22 protein-coding genes are annotated in these 25,536 nt (G+C 38.4%); 12 read left to right on the top strand and 10 right to left on the bottom strand.

Annotated elements, in window-relative coordinates; genetic code table 11:
• Nucleotides 1–1,371 precede the first annotated feature (1,371 nt).
• From AB3G38_RS22930 to AB3G38_RS22945, 4 genes are all read left to right on the top strand, one after another.
• On the top strand, nucleotides 1,372–2,286 hold the full coding sequence (locus AB3G38_RS22930; protein WP_367866018.1) for a helix-turn-helix domain-containing protein: 915 nt from the start codon (nucleotides 1,372–1,374) through the stop codon (nucleotides 2,284–2,286).
• A 134-nt stretch (nucleotides 2,287–2,420) separates the two neighbouring features.
• Complete coding sequence (locus AB3G38_RS22935; protein WP_367866019.1) at nucleotides 2,421–3,692, top strand: MFS transporter; 1,272 nt, start codon at nucleotides 2,421–2,423, stop codon at nucleotides 3,690–3,692.
• A 194-nt stretch (nucleotides 3,693–3,886) separates the two neighbouring features.
• Nucleotides 3,887–4,357, top strand: a complete 471-nt coding sequence (locus tag AB3G38_RS22940; protein WP_367866020.1) for a hypothetical protein — start codon at nucleotides 3,887–3,889, stop codon at nucleotides 4,355–4,357.
• A 12-nt stretch (nucleotides 4,358–4,369) separates the two neighbouring features.
• Nucleotides 4,370–4,855 (top strand): alpha/beta hydrolase-fold protein, encoded by a 486-nt coding sequence (locus AB3G38_RS22945; protein ID WP_367866021.1) that lies wholly within the window; start codon nucleotides 4,370–4,372, stop codon nucleotides 4,853–4,855.
• Nucleotides 4,856–5,108: 253 nt separating this feature from the next.
• Here the strand turns inward: AB3G38_RS22945 and AB3G38_RS22950 are convergent, their stop codons facing one another.
• The 4 genes from AB3G38_RS22950 to AB3G38_RS22965 form a co-directional block, all read right to left on the bottom strand.
• Nucleotides 5,109–5,591 carry a hypothetical protein gene (locus AB3G38_RS22950; protein ID WP_367866022.1) on the bottom strand — a complete coding sequence of 161 codons (483 nt, stop codon included), beginning with the start codon at nucleotides 5,589–5,591 and terminating at the stop codon, nucleotides 5,109–5,111.
• Nucleotides 5,592–5,745: 154 nt separating this feature from the next.
• Entirely contained in the window at nucleotides 5,746–6,186 is a 441-nt protein-coding gene (locus tag AB3G38_RS22955; RefSeq protein ID WP_367866023.1) for a nuclear transport factor 2 family protein, read from the bottom strand.
• Entirely contained in the window at nucleotides 6,183–7,205 is a 1,023-nt protein-coding gene (locus AB3G38_RS22960; RefSeq protein WP_367866024.1) for an amidohydrolase family protein, read from the bottom strand. Before AB3G38_RS22960 ends, AB3G38_RS22955 begins: the two co-directional genes overlap by 4 nt.
• A gap of 32 nt (nucleotides 7,206–7,237) precedes the next feature.
• Nucleotides 7,238–7,939: a dienelactone hydrolase family protein gene (locus AB3G38_RS22965; protein WP_367866025.1), complete on the bottom strand. Its 702-nt coding sequence runs from the start codon at nucleotides 7,937–7,939 to the stop codon at nucleotides 7,238–7,240.
• A gap of 78 nt (nucleotides 7,940–8,017) precedes the next feature.
• On the opposite strand from AB3G38_RS22965, the gene AB3G38_RS22970 reads away from it, so the two are divergent.
• The 3 genes from AB3G38_RS22970 (at nucleotide 8,018) to AB3G38_RS22980 (ending at nucleotide 11,443) form a co-directional block, all read left to right on the top strand.
• Nucleotides 8,018–8,623, top strand: coding sequence for a TetR/AcrR family transcriptional regulator (locus tag AB3G38_RS22970; protein WP_367866026.1), 606 nt, complete (start codon nucleotides 8,018–8,020; stop codon nucleotides 8,621–8,623).
• A 1,135-nt stretch (nucleotides 8,624–9,758) separates the two neighbouring features.
• Nucleotides 9,759–10,493 carry an SDR family oxidoreductase gene (locus tag AB3G38_RS22975; protein ID WP_367866027.1) on the top strand — a complete coding sequence of 245 codons (735 nt, stop codon included), beginning with the start codon at nucleotides 9,759–9,761 and terminating at the stop codon, nucleotides 10,491–10,493.
• A 29-nt stretch (nucleotides 10,494–10,522) separates the two neighbouring features.
• The gene (locus AB3G38_RS22980) at nucleotides 10,523–11,443 is read left to right on the top strand and encodes a helix-turn-helix domain-containing protein (protein WP_367866028.1); all 921 of its coding nucleotides are present in this window, start codon (nucleotides 10,523–10,525) and stop codon (nucleotides 11,441–11,443) included.
• A gap of 764 nt (nucleotides 11,444–12,207) precedes the next feature.
• Here AB3G38_RS22980 and AB3G38_RS22985 read toward each other — a convergent pair.
• From AB3G38_RS22985 to AB3G38_RS22995, 3 genes are all read right to left on the bottom strand, one after another.
• Complete coding sequence (locus tag AB3G38_RS22985) at nucleotides 12,208–13,662, bottom strand: WG repeat-containing protein (RefSeq protein WP_367866029.1); 1,455 nt, start codon at nucleotides 13,660–13,662, stop codon at nucleotides 12,208–12,210.
• Nucleotides 13,663–13,935: 273 nt separating this feature from the next.
• Nucleotides 13,936–14,871, bottom strand: a complete 936-nt coding sequence (locus AB3G38_RS22990; RefSeq protein ID WP_068400086.1) for a proline dehydrogenase family protein — start codon at nucleotides 14,869–14,871, stop codon at nucleotides 13,936–13,938.
• 429 nt (nucleotides 14,872–15,300) lie between these two features.
• Nucleotides 15,301–15,834 (bottom strand): NADPH-dependent FMN reductase, encoded by a 534-nt coding sequence (locus AB3G38_RS22995; RefSeq protein WP_367866030.1) that lies wholly within the window; start codon nucleotides 15,832–15,834, stop codon nucleotides 15,301–15,303.
• Between the two features lie 451 nt (nucleotides 15,835–16,285).
• Here AB3G38_RS22995 and AB3G38_RS23000 point away from each other — a divergent pair, with 451 nt between their 5' ends.
• From AB3G38_RS23000 to AB3G38_RS23015, 4 genes are all read left to right on the top strand, one after another.
• On the top strand, nucleotides 16,286–16,873 hold the full coding sequence (locus AB3G38_RS23000; RefSeq protein WP_367866031.1) for a Pycsar system effector family protein: 588 nt from the start codon (nucleotides 16,286–16,288) through the stop codon (nucleotides 16,871–16,873).
• Nucleotides 16,874–17,134: 261 nt separating this feature from the next.
• Nucleotides 17,135–17,725: a hypothetical protein gene (locus AB3G38_RS23005; protein ID WP_367866032.1), complete on the top strand. Its 591-nt coding sequence runs from the start codon at nucleotides 17,135–17,137 to the stop codon at nucleotides 17,723–17,725.
• Nucleotides 17,726–18,059: 334 nt separating this feature from the next.
• Nucleotides 18,060–19,115: a hypothetical protein gene (locus tag AB3G38_RS23010; RefSeq protein ID WP_367866033.1), complete on the top strand. Its 1,056-nt coding sequence runs from the start codon at nucleotides 18,060–18,062 to the stop codon at nucleotides 19,113–19,115.
• A 134-nt stretch (nucleotides 19,116–19,249) separates the two neighbouring features.
• A complete protein-coding gene (locus AB3G38_RS23015; RefSeq protein WP_367866034.1) occupies nucleotides 19,250–19,672 on the top strand; it encodes a hypothetical protein in 423 nt (140 codons plus the stop codon).
• Nucleotides 19,673–19,762: 90 nt separating this feature from the next.
• Here the strand turns inward: AB3G38_RS23015 and AB3G38_RS23020 are convergent, their stop codons facing one another.
• Nucleotides 19,763–20,755: a helix-turn-helix domain-containing protein gene (locus AB3G38_RS23020; RefSeq protein ID WP_367866035.1), complete on the bottom strand. Its 993-nt coding sequence runs from the start codon at nucleotides 20,753–20,755 to the stop codon at nucleotides 19,763–19,765.
• A gap of 191 nt (nucleotides 20,756–20,946) precedes the next feature.
• Between AB3G38_RS23020 and AB3G38_RS23025 the strand changes: the two genes are divergently transcribed.
• The gene (locus AB3G38_RS23025) at nucleotides 20,947–21,606 is read left to right on the top strand and encodes a methyltransferase domain-containing protein (RefSeq protein ID WP_367866036.1); all 660 of its coding nucleotides are present in this window, start codon (nucleotides 20,947–20,949) and stop codon (nucleotides 21,604–21,606) included.
• A 288-nt stretch (nucleotides 21,607–21,894) separates the two neighbouring features.
• On the opposite strand, the gene AB3G38_RS23030 is transcribed toward AB3G38_RS23025, so the two are convergent.
• Together AB3G38_RS23030 and AB3G38_RS23035 are read right to left on the bottom strand one after the other, a co-directional pair.
• On the bottom strand, nucleotides 21,895–22,818 hold the full coding sequence (locus AB3G38_RS23030; RefSeq protein ID WP_367866037.1) for a GyrI-like domain-containing protein: 924 nt from the start codon (nucleotides 22,816–22,818) through the stop codon (nucleotides 21,895–21,897).
• Between the two features lie 73 nt (nucleotides 22,819–22,891).
• Complete coding sequence (locus AB3G38_RS23035; protein ID WP_367866038.1) at nucleotides 22,892–25,528, bottom strand: alpha-L-arabinofuranosidase C-terminal domain-containing protein; 2,637 nt, start codon at nucleotides 25,526–25,528, stop codon at nucleotides 22,892–22,894.
• Nucleotides 25,529–25,536: the final 8 nt, after the last annotated feature.

Consider the following 25,536-nt stretch of genomic DNA (forward strand, 5'->3'; position numbering starts at 1 on the left):
TGCAAGGAATTGTTTAGATTACTGTGGATAAGATCTCTCTTACTTAAATCATTGTAATTTATCTGATCTGGAAACGATGTTTATTTAAATGTTTTAATCATAATAATTTTATTACCCATATGAAGGTTCAATTTTTAATGTCTTGAATTTCATAATTTAAAAAATACTATCACGCTCTTTCTTATCAAGGATTCTTTTTATCTTGTCATATACCAGGATAAATTTGGATGTAGATCCAACGTATATTTTTGAGGAGTCATTTTGATCAAGGAAAACTTTTCCGGATTTTAATTTTATCGTCATTCTTTTGGGATGTTTTATCGCTGTGATTGCATCATTTTGAGCCGAGCTAACAAAAAAAAGTCCTATAAATATAGTATAGACATACAATGTATTTCTATTGTAGTAGAAAATAAAAAGATTGCTAATAACTAATAGAACAATGTAGGAAACAATCTGCCAGAAACTAAAATTGCCTATCGTCGTCAAAGTGTATATTCCTATACCTACCAATGCACTTGCAACGACGCTTTTTATAATACTTGAGTCCTTCCACATAAAAAAGAGGATACATGGGAAAGATAACAACAAAACTACATACCAAACATAAGTTCCTTTATCATATATAATAAATGGAACATCTTCCAGGGAAAAGCAGTAATTAAAATAGTCTTTACCAAAATGATCAATGAATAGCCTCCAATATAAAAATGCACTTAAGGGCAGTGAAACACCATAACAAAGTATTAGCGATGAAAGCTCAACTTTTTGTTCTGCAGGTTTCGCATTGATAATGAAATTTCGAACTGTATTACATAATCTAATTAGGATATTTATAAATCTTAAACTTCTTGAAGAGCACATGATATTGAATTAATTGTTTAGTGTGGATTAATTAAGTTTCAAAATTAGTATTAAAATTTATGTAGTACCTATAATGTTGTCATATTTCATAATGCCTAAAAATCATATATGTCACTAAAAGATGTTCTTCCCACTTTTGGTGGTTAAGTTGGGGGCAGCACTAATCTTTTTCTAAGCAATTCGAAGATGGCTCGACCATACATTTGCAGTTTGAAAATCTTTAGCTTATTTACATTACCTTCTACCGGGCCATTGCTCCAGGTCAAACTGATAGCTTTTTCAGTGGACTGGTAATCCCTTAACAGCCCATTTGCTAAAGTGGGTATCTCTAATGAATACGCACAACTTCTCTATGATTTCCGGAACGATCACGCTGATATTCCTGTTGCAAAAGTGAAAAACTGTTCTTTCTTCATTTTTACAATTTTAAATCTTGGAGTGACTATTATCCTGCAATCTCAAATTAAACAACAACTTCTAAATGTTTTTATTTCATAATTTTGTGAAATGAACAGAAAAGAGAATATAAGCGATTTTCATAGCCGGCATGGATGGGAACACCCTAAAAATGGGCAATTCAACGTGTATAACAGAGAAGAATTTTCTTGCGATAGTACATCCCTGCCGCCCAACCGCAGGGATTTTTATAAAATATCCATGATCACAAGAGGTACTGGAATATTAAGCTACGCTGATAAAGTCATCAGGATTGATAAACCATCCATTACCTTCTTTAATCCTTTAATTCCCTATTCGTGGGAGCCTACTTCGAACGATAAAGCCGGGTATTTCTGTCTGTTTACTGAGGATTTTATAAACCAAAGTCTTAAAAGTGAGAGTCTTTCACATTCACCTTTATTTAAGATAGGAGGCAATCATTTGTTTTTTCCTAAAATAGAAAGTATTGAGTTGTTAAAAGGTATTTTTGAAAACATGTTCCTTGAGATCCGGTCCGGATATGCCCATAAATATGAATTATTAAGAAGCTATGTGCAGATCATTATGCATGAAGCAATGAAAATACAACCTGCAGATACATTCTATCAGCCAGTTAATTCAGCAGAGCGTATCACTACTATGTTCCTGGAACTGTTAGAACTGCAGTTTCCTGTTGACTCCCCTACACAAACTTTGAAACTCAAAACAGCTAAAGAATTTGCTTTGCAGCTCAATATACATACCAATACGCTAAATAGAGTTTTAAAAGAAAGCACAGGCAAAACTACCACGGAATGGATTGCCAATAGAATTGTTAACGAGGCAAAAGCGTTGTTACAATTCAGTAATTGGGATATAACAGAAATTGCCTATAGCCTGGGTTTTGAATATTCGGCCAATTTTATCATTTTTTTTAAGAAGCAAACAAATATGACCCCTTTAAAATACAGGAAAACTCTCTGTACACCTATTTCCAAACTATAAAGGAAAACATCAAATCATCTTATTACATTCCTTTAAATGTCCGGTCTTACACCGATTTAATAATCATATGTTTGATTAGCATAATTTTAAACCAACCATAAAATGGAGCTTTGCTTCATAACAATAATGTATTTATGGAAAGTGAAAATCTATGTGAAAAAAATAGTGATGGTGCTGAGGTATCAGATGTCAACCTTTTTAATAAGGACAATACTCAACCGATCTCTCCAGCATGGACAGCGGTTTTCTCGCTAACAATGGGCGTCTTTGGATTATTAACAGCGGAGTACCTGCCTGCCAGTCTGCTAACACCGATGGCTTCAGAACTAGGGCTTTCAGAGGCGGTAGGAGGTCAGACAGTAACTGTGACCGCGATAGCTGCATTAGTTTCCGGATTGGTGTTACCCGGACTTACACGGTCTTTAGACAAAAGGATCGTATTGCTCAGCTTTTCTGCTTTGATGATCGTATCTAATCTTTTTGTTGCTTTCTCATCAAGCATAATCGTACTTTTATTGATGCGTACTTTGCTCGGAATTGCTCTTGGAGGCTTTTGGGCAATGGCAGCAGCAGTAGCAATGCGTCTTGTACCTTTGAAATTGGTGCCACGTGCCTTATCGATAATCTTCAGTGGCATAGCTGTCGGAACTGTGGTATCTGTGCCTCTGGGTAGCTATCTGGGAGGCTTGTTCGGCTGGCGCAGTGCCTTTTATGCAGCGGCGGCAGTTGGTATGGTGACGTTAGTTTTTCAATGGTTTACTTTGCCAAACCTGCCTCCACAGCGGGCAGCCAAATCTACAACAGTGCTTAAAGTACTGCTACGTCCGGGCATAATAGTAGGAATGCTGGGCTGCGTGCTGGCGCATATGGGCCACTATTCCCTTTTTACTTACGTCCGTCCCTTTATAGAGAATACAATAAGAATCGGCGCTGATGGAATAGCCATGATGTTGTTGGGCTTTGGAGCAGCGAACTTTGCCGGTACGCTTCTGGCAGGACGGCTCATGGAACACAGTCTGCGCTGGACATTAATAATTATGCCAATTTTGGTTGGAGTTGTAGCATTGCTCTTGGTATTGTTACCATCTTCTTTTACTGGACATGCATTGCTAATTGCCGTCTGGGGAATGGCTTTTGGCGGTGTGCCAGTTGCATGGTCAACGTGGGTGTCCACTTCAGTTCCAGATGAGGCAGAAAGTGCTGGAGGAATGGTTGTAGCAGCAGTACAAGGCGCCATTGCAGCGGGAGCAGCCATGGGCGGATTACTATTTAATTATGCCGGTATCTCTGGTGTATTCCTCACAGCAGGCATCTCAATGATTTTAGCCGGGGCATTTATCGCATTGTTAGTCAAGGTTAAAGCTATCCGTAAGGACGCTGGAAGAGCGGTTGTATCTCATCATTAAAACGAGGAGCAAACTATAATGGATTTCTCTGTTTGGTGCTTAGCTTTTCTAAATCAAAGATTTATAAAATGACTTTGTTATTTGAAGACATATTACCATCTTTTTTCTTTGAATTCCCTTAACCAGTTGCTTTGAGCCAGAAATCCCGAGCAAAAGCAATTTTTTTTATATTGCACGCACATAAATTTTATGCCATGGAAAACAATAAAACAATTTTTAAAGAGGAAGCCACAACGCAAAAAAATGTACCGTCCCTAGAGGTAAATCTAGAAGAAATCATACCTTCATTCCAAACGGTTTTTCCACAGACCCGTTACTTCGAGATAGATTCCAAAATTGCTGGAAACCGTTTCTCTGCGTGGGTCACTGTACCAGCTGGATACGACCAACAAAAGAGTGAATCATTTCCGATCGTCTATCAAATAGACGCAAATCTATATTTTCCCTCGACTGCACCGTTCCATCTCGCCACCCATGGAGATATTATGTCAACCCTACGTCCATTCATTTTGGTTTCCATAGGTTATTCCCAGGAAGAAAGTCACAGATGGGATTGGTTACGTGTTAGGGATTTGGTACCTTCTGGAGACGTCGTCCCGGAAATTTTTTATCAAACGTTGGATGGTACTGTTCAGGCAGGCCTTATGTCGCAGGAAGAGAGTTAAGTATATAGGGCAATGTTTGCTAAGCCTGCGGGTGATAAGTTTCTGGGTTTTTTGGAAAACGAACTTCATCCCCTTTTAACACAAACCTTTCAAATCGATCAAAATGACGTAGGCCTCTGGGGATTCTCTTATGGGGGGCTTTTCACGTCTTACGTGGCCCTTAAGCGTTCCAATCTCTTCAAAAATATTGGAGCGGGAAGTCCAGGTATTGTTGGCAAGAATAGCTATATCTTCAAACTCTATGACGAGGCTATAGCTTCTAAAATGGATTTTTCTGGCAGACGTCTGCATGTGACATTGGGCGCCCGTGAATTATCCTCCCCAGGTCCTTACCAATGGCTTACAGCGCGGGGGACTAGTGAGCTGCTTGCCCAAACTTCATTACAACCGTTGCCAGGCATGCAAGTTTCTAGTGAAATTATTCCATTGGAAACTCACCTAACTGGCGGTGTTCCTGCGTGGTTTAGCTTTCTGCGGACATTTTACAGCAAGTCCTAGTCAGGATTTAGCTATGTAAACAATTTTAAAATTATGCTTATATCACTTCATGAAAGAAGAAGAAATTTATAGCAATAAGACTCAATTTAAACCCGTTGGCGTAAACTGTATTATGGGCGAGATGGATCGCGCTTATGGTAGCGATCTTTGACCTCCCTGCAAAACCGGACTTCATAAAGTAGAGATTTTCGGATAGTCAGTTAGGAGTTTAGCAACAGCATACCAGCAAAGCTCAATAAAACAATTATTCAGACTACCTTTTAATTTCAATAAGTAACACCCAGGCATCGTAAACGGACTTGATGAATGATAAAAATATTGCTATCACTGTCCAATAAAGTCCAGAAGTACCGGATAATGTAAGAAAGATTCCTCCTATGATATACAATAGTGTCGCAAGTTGATCAAACAATAATGTAAAAAGATAAACGCGTTTGAATTCCTTCAACGATTGATAATATATTTTAAAATCCGCCCGCGTTATTAAGATCCAGACTATTGATCCAAGTATGATGGTTTCGTAACCAATTAAGGAATGACTTTTTTGGGGAACCAGTAAAAGAGCCGAAAAAATCAAGATCATTAATAATAGTATTAAAGCCACTGAAGCTTTAATTACCAGGAGTGGGAATGATAATATATGTGTGAGGTTGATCGAAATTCCAACAAAGATCAATCCCGTCAAAGTTGCTGCTGCCGCTGCTGTGGCTAAATAAAAGTCATTCCATTCTTTCATATTGTATGTTTATTGGTTAAATTATAAAATCTGTATAATGGACAACTACTCATGAAATGTCGATTTACAATTTCTTTATACATGTAAAAAGTCATTTCTAAAGGAAATAGTAACTGCACATGATTTCGTGTGCAGTTACTAGCTGCCGGGCTCACTAAGAGTTATTTCCAGTATGGGATATGTCGAGAAATTTGCAGTGCCGTGCCTCAAATAGCCACCTTCCACCTTCGAAAACAAGGCGATCGTCATATATTGCCGTGCTTTGATATGAAGATCCGTCGTGATTGGCTGCGTTTTCCGATAAAATCCAGCGTGCAGTTGCCTGATCTCCCGAGATTGTAATGATACCTGAATGAAGCTTCTGACAAAAAAAACGTTTTCCTGTTGCCAGCTTAAGGAATAGCTTTGCAATATTGTCCCGACCGCTACTTTCGATATTGAGAGGTTCGGCTAAGGTCCAGGTGCCATCTTCTATCCACAATGCTTCAAAACATTGCACATTTCCAGAAATACAGATGTCGGCAAAGGAATCCGCCAGCGCCCGGATTTGATACTCGTCTTCTAAAGCCTTCAGCCGCTCCTCAATGCTAGTCATAGCTTTCTGAACCTCCTGTCTCCAGCAGCTGTGTTACGCCATATACCACTAACAAGCCGCTCCCAATTTCCATGTGCTATAGCTTCCTGCTCAGCTTGAGATATTGAGGCTTGTGCTAAAAATGTGCGGGCACCTTTTTCGCCGCAGCTTTGATAAGGCCAGTCCTGGGAAAACATCATTCGTTCGACTCCTACAATCTCAATGGTTCGGGAAAAGTAGTGCTGACTGAAAATACCGCTTGGCGTGTAGTAGACGTTTTGTTTGAAGTAGTCAGCGATGGGCCGTTCCAGTTTGAGGCCCGCATGGTTTAGTTGTGCAATGCGGTCCAGATAGAATAGGACTACTTCGCCCCAGTGACCGACAATTACTTGAAGGTTGGGGTAACGGTCAAAGACTCCGGTAAGTACCATACGCAGGAGTTGTATACCAGTCTCGTAATGCCAGCCGATGGCCCCCATGGAAAGCATGATATCGGCAATCTGACCTATACCAGAATAATAAGCATCGCGCACTCCCGATGGAGGGAGCTGCGGATGGATATAAAGCGGTACATGTAGTGCTTCTGCAGCCTCATAGATTGGATTAAAATCAGGATGATCCATATTACGCTCATGGACACGTCCATTTAAAAGCGCACCTTTGAGTCCAAGGTCCTGCACAGCGCGTTGTAACTCTTTTGCAGCTGCAATTGGTGAGGGAACAGGAAGGGTAGCAAACCCATCGAAACGATCTGGTCGGTTTGCAATAGCGCCAGTGAGGATATCGTTAAAATCTCTCGCAACTGCTATTGAATCGGCTGGTTTAAAATTCTGAACGCCAGGTGAGGGCAGGGACAATACCTGCACGTCAATGCCGGCATCATTCATTGCCTGAATGCGAATATCTTTCAGATCTTCCAATTGTCTGGCATATTGGTGACCATTCATGGAGACTGTAAAGTCTTGTATTGTAGCAGTTGCCTCCCAGGCTTTGCGTACCTGGGGAGGTACAAAATGTTCTTCTAAAGCTATTATTTTCATTGTTTTTTTAGATAATTTCGTTTTTGCGTACCTCAACCAATGTGTTGCGCTAAAAATTGAGCAGTGCGTTCGTCAGCTATTCTTGCCTTCTCTTCCGATCTACGTTTGCCCAGAGCACATGCAAATCCATGATGTTGTCCCGGATAGTCGTAGATTGTGATTTGCCCGTTGCCATCGAATGCAGCATGGATCTGGTCTTGAATTTCTTGACCAACATGCTCATCGAACTCAGGCATATGTAACATGAGTGGGTTTCTGATGGTATCTTTTTCACTTAACATACGCTCAATTTGTACACCATAATAAGAAACTGCTGCATCGATATCAGTACGGGCTGAGGCAAATGCAGCCATTCGCCCACCAAGACAATATCCGATCAGGCCAATTTTCGCCTTATTGCCAACAATCTCGCGGGCTTTGTTGATTGTGGTCTGTACGTCATGTACCCCCTTATCTGTGTTGAAGCGAATAACCACATCCACAGAACGTTTCATGGTTGAGGTTATGTCTGGATCTAATTCCATGCCTGGATCGAGACGCCAGAAAAGATCGGGTGCAATAGCCAGATAACCGCTCTGGGCTAAAAGATCGCAGCGCCAGCGAATGTCTGTATCTACCCCGAAAATTTCCTGGATAACGATAATCGCGCCCCGAGGTCTACCATCGGGCTCGGCTACATAGACGTTGAACTTGCCTACGCCATCGTAGGATTGTATCTTTGTTGTAAAACTCATAATTAAATTGTTAAACCGTACCAATTGGTACGGTTTAACAAACGTACTACATAGTACGGTAAAAAACAAATAAAAAATATGTCAAAAGAATTGCAACAAGAAACCCGTCGTAAAATGATCATAGAGATAGCTGGAAAACACTTCCTTGACTATGGTTATGGTGCTACTACGATGTCTGCAATTGCCTCAGCGTATGGTGGCTCAAAAGAAACTTTATGGCGCTACTTCCCTAATAAAGAAGTTCTTTTTGCAGCATATATCGAGCATGCTACGGCAACTTTTCGCGGAAAATTAGCACCACACTTAAAATCGGACAAACCTTTGGAGCAATCTCTTAGAGACTTTGCGAAGCACTATATTGATGAAATTTGCTCGACAGAATCGATTGATTTGCATCGGCTTGCAGTGGGTGAGAGTGCGCGTTTCCCGGAAGTGGGAAGGTTGTTTTATGAACGTGCGCCTAAAGCTACTGAGGAGTTACTTGAAGAGTTTTTAGCAACACAAATGAGCGTTGGGAAATTACCTTCGGCTGATGCAGGCAGAGCTGCCAGAACACTTATTCAACTCTGTATGATGGCACGATATCCAGTAATTTTTGGTATTGATAAAGCTTCAGATATTGATTCAACGGAATTGGCTCGCTTGAGCGTGATGGACTTCATGACCATTTATGAACCATCTTAAAAGTATTTACGAGGTTATTTTGCTTTAGGTAGAAGCGAGATAGAATAATATATCCTGGCAAAGAATATATAATAAGTTATAATGCTCCACAATATATATATAAGTGACCTTTGCTTGCGTAATTAGTAAAACTGCCCCTTTTTACCCCGTAAAACTGCCTAATGATGGACTTCAGATGATCGATGTAGTTAGCTTTCAACTGGTCGTTATCCACCAAACTGATAGGAGTGCTTTGGCCACGGCATACCATGATAGGATGTAACTGTCACATCGGTTCAATTCGAAGGGAAGAATAGTCCCCTGATAAAAAAACAACATTTTTATTGTTAACCAATTGGTTAGTTAATATATTCGTACCTATGACTACAGAGGAAAATATCTTACAGCAAGCTGCTACTGTTTTTTACAGCAAAGGATTAGCCGGTGCTAGGCCTATTATTCCAACCAAAATTGGAATTCAAGCTTTGTGTTGTGACAATGATTAGTCTGAGAGTCTAACTATTTGAATTGGATCTAGCCATTAATCCACTTGTTGTTGCTCAGTGTCAGTCATATTACCGAGTCCTCTGCATTCCGTCATAACCAAATATAGGAAATAGCAACTATTACATATAGGCAACTAAGCATGGCGCTTACTGGATTACAAATTTAACTTCCAAATTACACTAAAGAATAAAGCAAAGATGTTATAATGGATCAGGAAAAACAAAGAAGATAACGTCATTTATAATCGCTTACTGCTTTAATATCTTCTGCCGGTGATTCAATCCCGATTCATAAAAGCCCTCTATATACGTTTTAGAGTTTTTGCATAAGGTGTTAAGGAGTATTCTATTCCTTACTAGGTAATCATCAAAAAAAACCAGTTTGAGCAACTGATGTTGTTAGAAAGCATTTGATTATTCCACCGTTTTTTCTCGAAAATGAGATGAGTATTTGAGAGACTATTTCTTTTCAGTATAAAAAAGGTGGTACATCTAAGCGGTGGTGGTACCCACACCGACAAAGATGTTGCTTTTTATAATTGCATTGATGCACAGCAAGCATATGTTCATTAATTCAGCTACAATATTCCTAAATTCGGTTACAAAGAAGTGGCTAATTTAAATGATTTTTGTAGAAAAAATTCAAGTCCATGAAAACATTACTAATTACTGGAGCTAATAGAGGAATCGGTTTTGAAACCGCACGTCAAATGTTAGGAGAGGGTTACCACATTTATTTGGGTAGCCGGGATCTGAAAGCTGGCCAAGAAGCTGTAAAGAAGCTTAAAGCTGAAGGCTTGTATGAAGTTGAGGCGGTCCAAATAGATATAAGTGATCCTGAATCAATAAGAGCAGCGCGTGTTGCTATTGGTAAAAGAACAACAGGCTTAGATGTACTCATCAATAATGCTGGTATTACTGGACCTTGGCCGCAAACGACAAATGCTGATATTTCTGTTTTCAAAGAAGTATATGAAACTAACTTCTTTGGTGCCGTTCTGGTGACTCAAGCGTTTCTGGATTTATTGCAACAGTCTCCAGAGCCGCGAATTGTGAACGTAACTAGCAGTTTGGGCTCTCTAACTTTACACAATGACCCAAGTTGGAAGTTTTACCAGGCTAAGGGTGCTGTTTACAACTCTTCGAAAACCGCGTTGAATATGTACACTATTCATTTGGCTTATGACCTACGTGAAACAAGATTTAAGGTAAATTTAGTTGACCCAGGGTATGTTGCGACCGATATGAATAATTATAAAGGTACTGACTCAGTAGAAGTTGCAGCTGCACGTTTAGTTAAAACAGCCATGATTGATGCCGATGGGCCTACAGGCCAGTTTTTTAGTGATGATACCGATCCAGAAACCGGGATATGTCCTTGGTAAAAAGAGTATAATTAAGGTAGCTTTGAATAATGAACAGGGGAAAGAATAAACCACATAGATTTAATTCCTTATCTGAATTACATCGGGTGCTGGGCCTGCCAAAGCCCCTGCACCCGATGGTTAGCGTTGTTAATAATATAGACGACCGTATTAAATCATATAAATTAACAGATTCATTCATTTTGGACTTCTACAAAGTGTCCTATTTTACCAATCCGAGTGGGCAGTTTAAATATGGCCAGAATTTATACGACTTTGATGAAGGGGGAATGTTTTTCATATCTCCAAATCAGATTGTATCAAATTATGCCGAAGACGGTGACCATTCTGGTTACACTTTGTTCATACACCCAGATTTTTTGCTGACCTACCCTTTAGCAAAGAAAATCAAGCAGTATGGATATTTCTCCTATACATCAAACGAGCTACTGCATTTATCGGAGGCGGAAAAAAATACAATTATCGCTATTTTTAAGATAATTGATGCCGAGCTCAAATTACCGATTGACGATCTTACTCAAGAGGTCGTCATCTCGCAAATAGAATTGTTATTGACGTATAGCAATCGGTTTTACAAACGTCAGTTTGTTACAAGGAAAGTTGCAAGCAGCAACCTATTACAAAAGCTCGAAGAATTTCTAGAGGAATATTTCAATGACCATACTGCATTAAGAAAGGGAATGCCCACAGTGCAATTAGTTTCAAAACAAATGGATATGTCTGCAAGCTATTTTAGCGATATGCTGCGCACTTTAACTGGGCGAAGTGCTCAGCAGCACATACAAAGTATACTAATTGAAAAGGCTAAAGAAAAGCTTTCCGCTACTGATCTTTCAATTGGTGAAATTGCATATGAGTTGGGCTTCGAGCATTCGCAATCTTTCAGCAGGTTGTTCAAAGCTAAGACTAAACTTTCTCCTTTTGAATTTCGTCAAACCTTTATTGAATGAAAGCAGTATCTCTATGAGTAACCGATATACACTTATCACTATTCCCTCATTTTTTAATAAAAGCATGACTCATGAGATAATTGAATTTAATTGGCCTTACAAGTCCTCCTGCATTGTTATTTTAATTATGGATTATCATAAACTCATTCCATTATTCAAATCTAATTTTTAGTTTTTGATGATGAGTATTTGATAATTTGAACGCTTTTGAATTATACACTTAAATTCCAGTTTGATAACTATATGCAAGATTACTCAAAGCGAGGTCTAGGCAATTTTTTTGCTAAATCGGCAATTAAACATAAATCAGATAGGAAATAATTCGAGAAGCGCCCAGTCAGGTCCACAAACCCTCTTTACAGTCCGTAAAGAGGGTTTTGTTTTTTGTCGGAATATTTATATGCCTTAATAGTAGCGTAAAGGTTGTTTTTTGATTCGAGCCCAATAGGGTTTTTCTCTTTTAATAGATCCATTCAATTGCTTAATAAATATTTGAACTACTTTTTTTTACGGACGTATGGAAGCGAACAATTCCTGATCAAGCGGAAAATTTGGGTGCAATGAAATAATTTATTTTTTTGCAGTAGAATAACCAATCATCCATTGGCATTTTGAGTGAAGCGGCCATTACCCTTATAAGTTTACTACTTCCAGAAGATATTCTGGATTATTTTGATTTCCCTTCTTCTCCAGCAGTGCTATGCTGACATCGTGCATTTAACCATCATAATGCTAAGATATCAATGTCAATTGTCCTATTCAAATCAGTATTGTTTGTTAGAATCACATTCTCTGTATTCCTTTCCTGTTATCGGATTGATATAAAACCATTCCCATTTGTCCGCATTGTAAATGCCCGCTTTTCCATCTGCAGTTAAAGTAGTATAGATAGGATCGATTATGATCTTTCCTGTCTTAATATCAATTAAACCATATTTTTTCTTTTTATAGTCACTTTGTGATTCAAATTCGAATTTCCAGATGTATGGATAACCTTTCATTTGCTCTAAGCTACTATAGCTCATAGGCAATATCCATTTTTTACCAGCACTGTCAAAAATTCCAGAAATTGAGGGGGAATCAGACTTAGTCGTTCCAGATACAGCAAACCAGTGTTTATGATCACGTGTTTGTTCGATTATTTTGACCAAAAAGTTTTGAGGAAGCAAAGGATCCATTCCAAGATCATGCACTGTCGGATACATTAAATTGCCACTATTGGAGGTGACAACAAAATCTTTAGTTTTGGTTTTGTCACTTTCCCAGAATCCATTTTTATGAAGGAGGTAAAATCCATTTTGCAGATGAATGATGCTATAAATGAGAAAATAATCAGTTTCAGGTACTGACCAGATCATTTTTGCATTCCCGATAATTTCAGAGGCGTTGGTATTGTCATCTAAATATCTGTTAATCTGCAGAGGGAAGATTTTTTTTAAATCGGGGTATATGTAAATATGGGCTTGCTGATCTTCCATAAAATCAAACTTTACTTCAATGCCGGAAATTCTGCTCACAGTGTTTAATTCCTTCAGATCTTCACCTACTTTTAAATTGACCACTCTGGGAATGTTAAAAATAGCCTCACCTTGACGTTTTAAATCCAAATCCACAATTTGATACAAGTCCCCTTGCTGGCGCAGAAGTGTGGAGTCTATCAAAAAGCCTTTAAAGAGTCCTGATAGAAGCTTGATATTCCTCTTGTCAATTTGGTATAAATGATCGTTAATTAATACTTTATTCTTAAAGTGCCTGATGTTGGAAGTCTCATAAGGATAGGCACCATTCCGATGGTCTGTGCTGACAAATGTCTGTTTGTTATTGAGCAGGGTAATTTCCCATTTCATTCTCTGAACTTCCGTATCAAAAAATCTTTTATCTCTGGCACCACCCATGATTGAAAAACCGGGGAATAGTTTCCATTGGTTGATTCTCCACCATGCATTATATTTTTTTCGGGTAATCGCAAGAGTTTCATTTCCCACAGCAGCCAATTGTACTTCATCATACTTGCAGCCAATAATAATCACTCCTTCTTTATTAATTACTCCTTTATGACCGTCTTTTTCTATAATTGCAAATTCATTGGTAAAAAGACTGGCATCTTTAAACTGCGGTTGAATTTTCAGTTGGCCTTTCTGATCACTATAGCCCATTAAACCAGATTTGCTTTTCCATGGGTACAGTAGTTCTTCTGATGAGTCTTGAGCTGTTGCCATAAAGTTTTGAGACATAAAAATTAGGAATAAACTGATGATCACAATAGGTTTGCGATTATATAATATATGAACGGATAAATGCATAATTTTAATATTGTTTAAATGCTTTAAATGCCAGAATTAACAAAGAAATGACTGCCCAGATGATGCCCCCAGTATTGTAACGGATGGAACATTTCATATAGATAAATCCGCCTGGTAAAAAAGCAAACTATGAAAATAGGAAGCGTTTTAGTTAAACTCAGTTAATAAGACCGAAATTAGCTATATGGCCTATTGTATAATGTCGTTTAATACTTGAAATATGTTCATCGGGTATTCTGCTACTCTATTACATAGATATAAGTACCACTCTTTTCCATAAACAAAGTAAAGCTTGGTCTGATAGCCCTGATCTTTAAGCGAGAAAAGTTGATCATTGCATATGCCAAATAAACTTTCAAACTCATAGATTTCTTTTTCCGGTTTATGTTTATGAATTAGTAATCGAGCATTTTCTTGTATTTTTGGATCATGTGTAGCTATTGAACATTTATGGTTTTGCGCAAGTAACTGATCAATATAATCCAAATAAGTATCATCAAGTTTTTCACCTCTGGGCATAGAATGCCCACTAGCTGTTTCAAATGCGCCCTTCACAATCCTGATTCTACCACTTTCTTTTTTAATCTCCTTAAAATCGTCTTTCGTTCTATATAGATAGGCCTGCAGGGTTATTGCCAAATGATCATAATTTTGTATTGCCTTTTTATAAGTATCAATAATGGCGTCTGTCCTTTCAGTTCCTTCTGCACTTATAATAATCTCAATATCTGATTTAGAGGCTTCATTACAAATAGCATTTAAATTATTCAGGCAAAGATCTTTTGATACGGATAAACCTATATGGGATAGATCTAAAGATACTGTGGCATTTAAATGCTGTGACCTTATTTGTTTACAAATACGGATAAATTCTTGAGTTGAGTCGTTCGATTCCTGCTCTGTTCTGGTACTTTCTCCCATAAATTCTATGGAGGCTTTTAAATTATTTAAAGCCTTGACTTTAACGATTGTTTCCTCAAGGGTTTCACCTCCAATATACCTATCAGCAGCTTTCTTGAAAAGTTGAAATAGGACTGGATTAGCTAAAATATACGCCTTTGAATCTTCATTCAGTGCTGCTTTTCTTAATGCTTGAGCTCCTATTTGCAACAAGTTTTTATCCATTTTAATTTCTTTTTTCTGATGAATTGCAATGATAAGATTTGCAATTGGTATTCGTTTCAGCTAGAAGTAAATTTACATCTTAATAGAAGCCGATTTTGCAAAATGCAATGGATATAGGTTATTCTTCATTTTTTGATCAGGTTGAAATACGGTAATAATAATTAGATCAAAGCCACGAATTTCTGACCAAGGCTAGTTGAAATAAAATGGCTCCATAACGTTTTCATTTAATTAGCTAAGATAGGTCTGAATTTGAGCAGAAGTTTATAAATTAGAAAACCTCAACTGTGTTATGCCACTAAAAATTTAGCGTGTCTCGCAATATAAAGGAGCTTAGTATGGAGGAAGATATATTGTTATTGAATTTAAAGCATCACACAAAGCTATAGTATAACAAATTAACAGCCCCGCTCTTCAATCAGGTTTATTTTACTTGTTTGCAAGCAGAGTTTTTAACCCTTCTTCAAATTTATTTAGCCTTGCAAGGAGTTCCGGATCTTCGCATTCCCCTTTTTCGTTGAATTTGCCTTTTATTCCGCTAATGATCAGCTCTGCATCTTCAGTAGTTACGGCGCCCAATGTGTTGATAATCAGTTTTAATTGAGCATGTCCTTGCCGCCCATCTGCTGATGCCGTTATTAAACCGACTGGTTTATTAAGAAATACAGTAGTTGCCACACACCACTCCATTAAATTTTTGAGCCTTGCAGGGATGCTAAAAATATATTCCGGTGAACAAATTACGATTCCATCAGCAGTTTCAATACGGTTTAGTACTTCGCTAACAACACCTGGCAATCGCTCTGTAAGGGAAGGATCAAAATGAGGCAATACGCTAAGATCATCAACTGTAGTAACCTGGAATTCTGAGCGGCTAAGCTTAGTAAATTCATCAATGAGCTTGCTATTCGAGGAGTCTTTACTGGCACTTCCGATAATCACCAGGATATTTCTTTTTTTCAATTCTATAGTTTCGTTTATTTTCCTCAGCTAATTTAGGTAAATAGAAATATCCTGATGCATAGAAATTTGCATCAATAATGTTGGATTCCCTGGATTAATTTTGGTGGCTATACCAGCAGCTAAATTTTTGGTTCTAAATTAACCCGCCAAAGGGGTGTAATTCTATCATTTGTAGAAAATTATATTTAAAAAGGACTGCAGTTAACTTACACTAAGTAGCTGCTCAGTAATATATATGACGGGGATAAGGACTGAAATTTTGAGATGATGAAAAAATATAAATTATTTCTATTCAAATTATGTATTATACAATAGTAATTAAAATTCATCAAATGACTCAATTACTTGCCAAAATACGCATGTTACAGGTCGGCGCTTTCAGTTAACATTTTGAAAATGATTAATATCTTTGTAAGAAAACATAATTTCTTAAAATTTACCGCCCCTTGATATGAATAATGAGAAAAAATCAATAGATATAGTGCCAGTGTCAGATTTTGATTTAAAATCTTCCATTGAAATGCTAATTAAAATCACGGCTGGCAATGATCACCGCCTAAGTGACATGGCGGATAATAAAGCACAAATTCTGATTACGGTTAACTCTATTATTCTATCGGCGATTGTTAGTCTTGGGATTGGACGTTTAAAGGATACACTTCATTTGATAATTCCGTCGCTCATTCTACTGGCCACCAGCCTTATTACCTTGATTCTCGCTATTCTAGCAACCAGACCTTCACTTCCAAATGGTAAATTCACGGCAAAAGATTTATCAACTAAAAAAGTAAATCTTCTTTTTTTTGGGAATTTCTACAAAATGAAGATGAATGATTATTCTGCAGGAATGACTCATGTATTGTGCGATAATGACTTTTTATACCAAAGCCTTATTAAAGATGAATATATACAGGGCGTGGTTCTCGGCAGAAAATACAGGTTATTAAGGGCAGCTTATAATGTATTTATGTTTGGATTGATTATTGTCTTTTTAGCTTTTCTTCAATCAATGATATGGCACGATACGTTGTTGGGGTAACCAAATATACTGCACTAATGTGATTCAGGTCTACCAAAATACTTGATATTCCTTAACTAAATTCAGCGGTATTCTATTTAGCTTCTTGAATGTCAATTAAACGTTTTCAGTTATATATTTTAATATCCCATCACCACCTTTTTTAACTTACTTATTAATCAGGGAATACTAACTTGTCAGATTTTATACACTGCAAATAAATTATTAACTTCCTCCCTGTTTTCCAACGAAAACTCTAAATTTTAATGAAATTTTGACCAAATGGATATGAAACTTGCTATGCTTAGCAATATAGCTTTAAAGAGAATAGCTAGTGGCTTGTCAATGATGGCGGTCTTCACATTCTTCTGGGCAAGTTGTGCTTATTACGGACTTTTAGATACCAGTTATAGATGGCTGCTCTTAATTTTTCCAATTCTATGTGTGATATTTATCTATAATGCTTTTCGCCTAATTAGGAAGGCTCAAAATTTACCAAGTCAACCACTGGCAGATCTGGATGAAGAAGAGAAAAGGGGTAAACGGTTTGGAATTATTCTCGCTGGTGAAGGAATAGGAATATTTATAGCAGTAAATATTGTAATCAATCTACATCATCGGGAACTAATAATGCCAGCCATTGCACTGGTCGTAGGATTACACTTCATTCCTCTGGCTAAGTTATTCAAAAGGAAATTCGATTATTACCTTGGGACATGGAGCATACTTATTGCCTTTTTCGCGATTACTTTTAGCCTGAACAAAATGCTCAACGAATCAGCAGTGCTTGCGTTTACTGGTATCGGTATGGCGGTTTCCACTACTTTTTATGGTTTAAAAATGATTCTTTCAGCACATAAAGCGTTGAGTTGATGGTACGACTTAATATTGAGTTTTCTCGCTCTCCGATATGGGAGTTTAAGTGTTGCATTTAAGATGAGTATCATTATTCCCTCATTCTTTAATAAGAGGCTGGCTTACGAGATAATTGAATTTAAATGTTTTCATAAGTCCACCTGCATCGTGTTTTAATTATGATTATCATAAACTCATTCCATTAATCAAATCCAATTTTTCGTTTTGCCTTCCTGATGGCTTGTTAAACTGATGTTGATAAGTATTCATGGGAGACCCATATGTTTTGGAACGATTATTATACAGATAACTTTGCGTGGCCATGCCTTGCATCAGTTTGTCAATTATCAACATGAAAAGAAAAAATCTATTCCATTATTATTTCGCGGTTTTAGTGCTGCCCGTTCTTTTTGCAGCCTGCAGTAAAAAACATGATGATAAGCCTGCTCTCCAGCCGGAGAAGGACGTGTATGCAGCAGGACGCGATAAATACGTCGCAACCTACTGGAAAAACGGTGCTGCTGTTACCCTTGGTAAAGGAACCGGGAGTTCTGATGCCAACGGCATAGCAATGCTTGGAAATGATATTTATGTAGCCGGTTACGAAATAAACGGTAATGGTAAGTACGTAGCAAAATACTGGAAGAACGGAGTGGCCACTGATCTTACGGACGGTACTTCCGATGCCATGGCCAATGACATCATCATACAGGGAAATGATATTTACATAGCCGGACAGCAATCCATGGGCGGAAACGCAAAGTGGACAGCAAGGTATTGGAAGAACGGCACCGCTATTTCATTGACTGATGGATCTGTTAACGCTGTAGCAAGCAGTATGGCCATTGCAGGAAATGATATTTATGTCATCGGTGAGCGAAGCCCGGATGGAATTACCCCTTTAACATGCTACTGGAAGAATGGAATACTTACTGATTTAAGTGACCAAAGCACCTATGCCGCAGACCAGGCAATCACTACTGCCGGAAATGAAATTTATATGGCATGGTCCGCATCGTATAACAGCAGTGGCAATCTTAAAACCAGTTATTCAAAGAATTTTGGGAATCCACAGGTGATTTCAGATGGTACCCAGAATTCGCGGGGGAGTGCTGTTGCCATTTCAGGAACGGATGTCTATATCGCAGGATCGGGACCTTCTGCCGACGGCAAGGAAATTGCAGCTAAATACTGGAAAAACGGGAATGCCGTCACCCTTACCAGTGTGTCTGAAAGTGCTGAAGCGCTAAGTATTGCTGTATTGGACAATGACATTTATGTTGCGGGATATATGGCTTCACCGAACAGCAGTTCAAAGGCAACGTATTGGAAAAACGGGACAGCGGTATCGCTTACCAACGGAATAAACGATGCACTGATCAGAAAGATTATGGTGGTGAAAAAATAAGCTTAGCACCGGTTATGTCTATTATTGACAACACAGCAATTACACAACCTCCTGTAACTACTAACTTTATAACAGCGTAAAAAGAGTTAGTACCCGCCCGTTATGGCAGGCTGACTGCTTAAGATTAATTAATTATGAAATACATTTTGCTCATCGCTTTAACCTTCTTTTTTGCAACGCAGACCAGGTCCCATGTGAAGCATTTGCGCACAGGCTTGCATGTCTTTACTATTCAGTGGATCAGTTTCAACAAGGCCAGCCCGGGAAGTGTTAGCATCAAATCAATCGGTGAAGACGAATACAGCATTGAAGGTGGGCAAACAGACCCGGCTACCAAGGAATATGTAACTATCAAAGGTACATTTCTTGACAGAGGAAATACGCTGAAGTTTAACGGTAGGATCCTATCTAAAATTAATATGATTAATGGCGGACGGCCTTGTGAACGAACCGGTCTTTCTATCTTCAAGGCAACCGGCACCAGAAAATACTGGCGGCTACAGCAGATGCTTAACTGTGATGGCGAAACTACAGATTACATTGATATCTTCTTCTAAATTCACTGACTTTGGAAGCTTAATGATTACAGTTCTTTAAGTTGAGATGGACCCATATGCAGGTAAATGGGGTTAAAGGGAACATGAATTTTACATCCTTACTTTCCCCGGCGGGACAGCAAATTTCTTCCTGAATGCATTGCTGAAATGCTGAACGGAAGAATAACCCAATTGAAAAGCTACAGCCTTTATAGGTATGCCCTCTAGCAGCAGCTGCTTAGCGTAGTTGAGTTTGTGGTCACTTAAATAACCAAATATGCTTTTGTCAAACAATCCCTTAAATCCTTTTTTTAACTTAAATTCATTAATGCCGCATACCTTTGCCAGTTGTGCAATAGAGGGTGGTTGCTGGATGTTCTGAATCAGGTAATCTCTGGCCTGATATATACAATCTTTATCGTATGCAGATTGTGGGGGCGAATTTTCATTTTTAAAAACATCACTTTCAAAAGCCTCGGCCTGGAGCACAAGCAATTCTGTACATTTTGACTCGATAAATAAGAGTCGTAGTCCTTCTGTATACGTACAATTGAGGATTTCCTGCATACAATTTTGCATAGCCCAGGAGATCGGCAGGTTCTGTTCGGCCATTTGTGAATAACGTCCAGCATCCAGATGGTCAGCTAAAACCTGCAGTGCCCTGGTCGAATTTTCGGCGAGTTGCAGAAATTTGTCCTTAGCAAAATGGACCTCAAAGAAGCGGTAATTACTGTCCGTATCATATTCACCTGTACCATCCAGTTCTGGCATGTAAATGATGTTTTGCTGATTGGAACTAAAGACATAGTGCTGCTTGTTCACTGCATTATATATGTTTCCGTTGCCAGATAAGGTGAAACGCAATTTAACCATATCCGGCAGCTCGTTAGTCGGCCTGAAATAGATTTGACGCTGTTTGAATGAAATGTCGCCGTATACGATATAAAGATCCGGAGTCTTGATTTGCCAGAGTTCAGCATCACTAAAAGAAAAATGGTATCTGTTCCTGCTTTCTTTAACGAATTGCCCCTGATTAGAAAAAGGCTCAAAATTCCTGCCTACCTTTTTCAAGGCCCCATAATCCTTACCAACATTAATTGCCATAGAGGCAATAATGATAAAAAAAATGGATGTTTTCTGTAAAGATTTTCAAAAATTACATTTTCTTGCAAAAGAAAATCCGTTTTGTGTAAATCTCCGGAGTAGCTATTTCTCACTTTTGCGGATTAATAAGCTCAAGGGAAATTGAGATCATTGATAGAATTTATCTGGAAAGAGATTTTAGAAAGCAAAACATGGAAGAGCAGATATATTTTAAAGAAACAAGTACGCAGGCACGCCGTCCTGATGACATAACAGGCAAAAAAATAGAGCGTGAAGTTTCACCTTTTTGCCGTACCATGATTTCCAAAACTGTGGATCCGCTGAGATTGGCCGACCATTCTCTGGTGTTAGAGATTGGCTTTAAAAGCAGGGAATACCTTCCTTTTCTTTTTCAAAAAGTGATAGGGATTGGTTATTATGGAAACAATATTTCTGAGACAGTGGTACTCGGGGCCCTGTCCGCCCCCGCATTAAAAATAAATGCAGGTACTGCCCAATTTAGTCTGGCAAAAGAAGACGGTACATTAGCTATAGGAAACGATTTCTTTGATGGTTGCTTTACGGTAAATACCATTTATTTCTGGAAAGACCCGGTAGCCCATTTAAAGGAAATATATCGTGTGTTACGACCTGGAGGAAAACTTAGCCTGGCCTTTATGGAAAAAAAAATCGGAATAGATCTGCCTTGGACACGCTCTGATTTTACTTTTTACGATACTAATGAAGTGAAAATGTTTTTCAGCAAATCAGGTTTCGTAGATGTTGAAGTGAAACAAATGACCGAAGAGATCACTGGTCAGAATGGCAAAGGGATCGTCAGGGCTTTTGTAAATGTAGTTGGAAGGAAGTAAGTAAGAAAAATAGTAAAAATGAAGGGAGGGCTGTTTTATATAAAATATAGTTTTTCGGAAGATGGGACTCACGATTCTTAGCGCCATGGTACTCATAATTTTTGGTCGATGGTTCGAGCCCATCTTGGCTCCAAACCCTCTTTACAGTCCGTAAAGAGAGTTTGGCTTTTTCACTTGAAATTTCTGCCTTACTTATTAGTTGTTTAAAAACTGTTTTTGGTTCAGACTCAATGGGGCTTTTCTAGTCCATTGCTGTCAATAATGAATAAGACGAAGTTTTGAGCTATATCACAAAATCGGTATAAAATAATCTACGATACATTTTTTCTCTGGATGTACTCTATAATCATTATGATAGATCTCAAAAGGATCCCGATCAGCTTTTTTATATCCATTTTCTGCCATCCATACAAAAAGGCTATTCCAGGATTTTTCAAATTCAGTGAGCCCAATTACAAAACTTCCAACAATAAATTTACCCTTTTCAATGGAGGTTCTTCCAATATTTCCTGACACCTTAATTGGTTCCGTTAGCTTAATGCAAGCGCTTATTCTAACTTTTTCTGGATTTGTGGTTTTAAAACTATCGTGATAAATAGTGACCATTTTTGTCTCAGGATTTTTCAGTAAACCTAATGGGGTTGCCCACTTAACTAACGTGTCATAAGCTGTAGCAATTCCCTGTTCTCCAATGCTTGTTACATAAGCTAATTCTAAATTAGCCATTTCCCTGATTTCAATTTTTGCATTCATTTCTATCCAATTTTTAAGATGATCAATGCTGCAAATGTATTCCTCAAAGACGACCAGCTCTTGTCCATTCTTGCTTTCAATTTTACTGATCTTGCTAAATCTGCTTTTTTTTTGTTTACGGAATTCAGATGGACTTATATTATAATATTTTTTAAAAGATCTGGTGAGGGAAGAATTACTAGTAAAACCGAATAAAAGTGAAAGCTCAGTAATGCTTACTTCCGGCTTATGCATTAGAACAGAAGCTACTTTTTCAATTCTCTTTCTATTGATGTAACCATTTAATGTCTCGTTTGTAATAGCCTTGAATATCCTGTGAAAATGAAACGGTGAAAAACAAGCTACTTTTGAAATCATTTCTAAAGACAAACTTGTATCGAGATTTTCATCTATAAATTGTAGAGCCTTATTAAGACTGCTGGTGTATGTTATATGTAATTCTTGATTAAAACTTGACATTTTAAAGGGATAAGAACATTCAAATATACATCACTTATTTTTACCCACTAGTCCATTGCCTGATTCATCTCTCTCAATTCTCCACAAATCGAACCATAGTAAATGAATATGCTGGCAGGTTTATTGGACTACCCTTTTTTAAGGTGACGGTATCGATTGTCTGGGTCACGGTTTTATCGGTGGGTTTGCCAACCAATGTTGCTTTTGTTGCCAATATACCATCAATTTTTACTTCACCTAAATCAATGGTTGTATTCATGGAAACAGGTAACAGGTTCACTATTTTTATAATAATGCTATTTGTTTCGCTGTCTTTCACAATGGAATAAGCAATCCGTTTGCGTACTTTTTCTGGCTGATCTTTCAAAATCAGATCTGCTGGAATGTATTGATCTCCAGCGTTCTGTCCATAGATCTTCTGCACATAATAGCCAGGCGTTGGTTTAACTTCGTCATTATTAAAGTAGATAAGATCTGGATTCCATTGCGTATGACCTTCCTTTGCAATAAGAGGTGCGTAGGAAGCCATCTTTACTACATCTCCGTTGCGCTCCAGGGATGTTATATATAGCGCCTCCGAAAGTGAGGTCTCCCAGTTCGTTCTATTACCACCAGGCAAACTTGCCGCATATTCACCCAAGTAAACCTTGGATTTGCTCCGGTCATATTGATCATAAAAATCCTGATTATTGATGAACCAACCTGGAGACTGATAATAATGTTCATCTAGTATTGGCACTTTTAAATCCGATCCGATCTTCCAGCCTTCTTCATAGTCTGTACCTTCAAAAAATGGTCCTGCCGAGCCAATCACCGTAATTTCCGGATGGGCTTTTTGCAGGGCCTTATAGATCATGGTAAATCGCTCTTTAAAAACTTCTGTCATCTGGTCTTCATTGCCAATTCCTATATATTTTAAGTTAAAAGGTTTTGGGTGACCTGCTTCTGTCCGCTTTTTACCCCATTTGGTATTGATAGCCCCATTGGCATATTCTACCAGATCGATGATATCCTGAATATACTGTGGCATTTCAGACATTGGGATTCCCCCTTGCTGGCCACCTCCTCCGGTTCCCGAATTCTGACAGGGCACACCGGCTGCAATTACCGGCACTGGCTCGGCGCCCATATCCTCGCAGAACTGAAAATATTCGAAATATCCCAAGCCCATAGTTTGATGATAGCCCCACAAATTGCGGTCTGGTTTACGTGATTCTAATGGTCCGATTGAGTTTTTCCACTTATAAATATTGGCAATACCATCACCATGTGCCACACAGCCTCCGGGAAAACGGACAAACTTAGGTTTGATATTTGCAATTGTAGTTGCCAAATCAGCCCTAAGGCCATTTTTATGGCCTTTATAGGTTTTTTCTGGAAATAGGGAAATCATGTCAAGCCCCAAACTACCCACACTATTTACGGTAATTTCAAGCGACACATCTTTGGCATTGGACGATGAGATCAGAGAGGTTTTAAGGACTTTCCATGATCCCAAAGAAATAGACAACTTTTTCTGTGCCAGCACACCTTGTTTAGCGCTTACTAAATTCACCGTTAGCGAGATGTTTTTTCCCTCGAAAGCTTTTGCAAAAGTTGAAAAATGATAAGTTTCGCCTTTTTTAACGGTGATAGAGTCAAACCCTGTATTGAATAAAGAAGCCCCGGGTTCATTTATTTTAAGTAGGGCATAATGAGGATTATTTAAGTGGATGCCGTTTAAAGAATCGACTGTAAATGTTGCCTTATCGCCTTTTAGTGACCACGCGTATTTACTGTTCCAGTTTTTATCTTCATAGCTCTTATCACCTGGATGATATTCAAAATCTCGGTTTTGAATCAGTTCTGCGTAAAGTCCGCCATCTGCGGCATAGTTAATATCTTCAAAAAAGACTCCGGTCAGCAGCTTACTAATCGGCTTTGCAAGTGCCATTTGAGCTGACAATTTTATCTCCAATGGCTTTAAACCTGCAAAACGCTCTGGATCGTCCTTAGTAGTTTCTCTATTGAGTGTATTTTTATATTGGATAAGCTGATGGGCTTTTTTAAGTCCGGCCACTACAGACCAGGGTACACGGTGAACCTGGCCTTCTGTTTTTTGTTCAAGATCTGCAATTATTGTGTGGTTTTGGTAGGCTGTGGCGCCTGCTTCAGTCACTGGTGTATAGAATTTAAAATCCTTGGTTTCTGTAACGTAGTATTTACCATCTGCATCTGCATAAGTAATTTTATAACTTTCTTTTTGTGGGTTGTAGGTAATAACGGGACGCAATACATTTTTCCCTAAGGAGAGATAAGGATAACTTTGCGGGCTCCAGTCAATGAGATTCTTTGAAGTTGCCGAAGCAAATTGATGGGTATAGGTATTGATCTGCCAGACGCAAACCCAATCTCCATCTTTACCGCGAATCAGATAGGGCGAATTCATCTTTTTTTCTGACCCCCATCTTCCATAATCAGAATTTAAGTAGACATAGCCAGCTCCAATAGGTGTCCAGTTTTTTTGATCAGTGCTCCAGGCAAAGCAAAGTCCGTTATTATTGTAAGTAAAAAGATAAACCGAATCTGGTTCGTCCGGTGGTACTTTGCTTGCAAAGGTTACGGCATTTAAACAAAGAAAAAATATGCAGAACAGCAAAAGTTGGCGAAGAAGATGTTTGGATTTTCCAACTTCATTCCCGCTCACTTTCCGAAAAAAAATATAGGTCATATTTGGTT

This window comes from Pedobacter sp. WC2423, from assembly GCF_040822065.1.
GTDB lineage: Bacteria > Bacteroidota > Bacteroidia > Sphingobacteriales > Sphingobacteriaceae > Pedobacter.

Bases quoted from the DNA above. Each gene is read 5' to 3' on its own strand.
- AB3G38_RS23020 (WP_367866035.1), bottom strand. From the start codon at position 20,755: ATGGCAATTAATGTTGGTAAGGATTATGGGGCCTTGAAAAAGGTAGGC.
- AB3G38_RS22975 (WP_367866027.1), top strand. From the start codon at position 9,759: ATGAAAACATTACTAATTACTGGAGCTAATAGAGGAATCGGTTTTGAA.
- AB3G38_RS22935 (WP_367866019.1), top strand. From the start codon at position 2,421: ATGGAAAGTGAAAATCTATGTGAAAAAAATAGTGATGGTGCTGAGGTA.
- AB3G38_RS22990 (WP_068400086.1), bottom strand. From the start codon at position 14,871: ATGGATAAAAACTTGTTGCAAATAGGAGCTCAAGCATTAAGAAAAGCA.
- AB3G38_RS22955 (WP_367866023.1), bottom strand. From the start codon at position 6,186: ATGACTAGCATTGAGGAGCGGCTGAAGGCTTTAGAAGACGAGTATCAA.
- AB3G38_RS23000 (WP_367866031.1), top strand. From the start codon at position 16,286: ATGAATAATGAGAAAAAATCAATAGATATAGTGCCAGTGTCAGATTTT.
- AB3G38_RS22950 (WP_367866022.1), bottom strand. From the start codon at position 5,591: ATGAAAGAATGGAATGACTTTTATTTAGCCACAGCAGCGGCAGCAGCA.
- AB3G38_RS22940 (WP_367866020.1), top strand. From the start codon at position 3,887: ATGGAAAACAATAAAACAATTTTTAAAGAGGAAGCCACAACGCAAAAA.
- AB3G38_RS23015 (WP_367866034.1), top strand. From the start codon at position 19,250: ATGAAATACATTTTGCTCATCGCTTTAACCTTCTTTTTTGCAACGCAG.
- AB3G38_RS23030 (WP_367866037.1), bottom strand. From the start codon at position 22,818: ATGTCAAGTTTTAATCAAGAATTACATATAACATACACCAGCAGTCTT.
- AB3G38_RS22970 (WP_367866026.1), top strand. From the start codon at position 8,018: ATGTCAAAAGAATTGCAACAAGAAACCCGTCGTAAAATGATCATAGAG.
- AB3G38_RS23010 (WP_367866033.1), top strand. From the start codon at position 18,060: ATGAAAAGAAAAAATCTATTCCATTATTATTTCGCGGTTTTAGTGCTG.
- AB3G38_RS22985 (WP_367866029.1), bottom strand. From the start codon at position 13,662: ATGGCAACAGCTCAAGACTCATCAGAAGAACTACTGTACCCATGGAAA.
- AB3G38_RS23035 (WP_367866038.1), bottom strand. From the start codon at position 25,528: ATGACCTATATTTTTTTTCGGAAAGTGAGCGGGAATGAAGTTGGAAAA.
- AB3G38_RS23025 (WP_367866036.1), top strand. From the start codon at position 20,947: ATGGAAGAGCAGATATATTTTAAAGAAACAAGTACGCAGGCACGCCGT.
- AB3G38_RS22980 (WP_367866028.1), top strand. From the start codon at position 10,523: ATGAACAGGGGAAAGAATAAACCACATAGATTTAATTCCTTATCTGAA.
- AB3G38_RS23005 (WP_367866032.1), top strand. From the start codon at position 17,135: ATGGATATGAAACTTGCTATGCTTAGCAATATAGCTTTAAAGAGAATA.
- AB3G38_RS22960 (WP_367866024.1), bottom strand. From the start codon at position 7,205: ATGAAAATAATAGCTTTAGAAGAACATTTTGTACCTCCCCAGGTACGC.
- AB3G38_RS22945 (WP_367866021.1), top strand. From the start codon at position 4,370: ATGTTTGCTAAGCCTGCGGGTGATAAGTTTCTGGGTTTTTTGGAAAAC.
- AB3G38_RS22965 (WP_367866025.1), bottom strand. From the start codon at position 7,939: ATGAGTTTTACAACAAAGATACAATCCTACGATGGCGTAGGCAAGTTC.
- AB3G38_RS22930 (WP_367866018.1), top strand. From the start codon at position 1,372: ATGAACAGAAAAGAGAATATAAGCGATTTTCATAGCCGGCATGGATGG.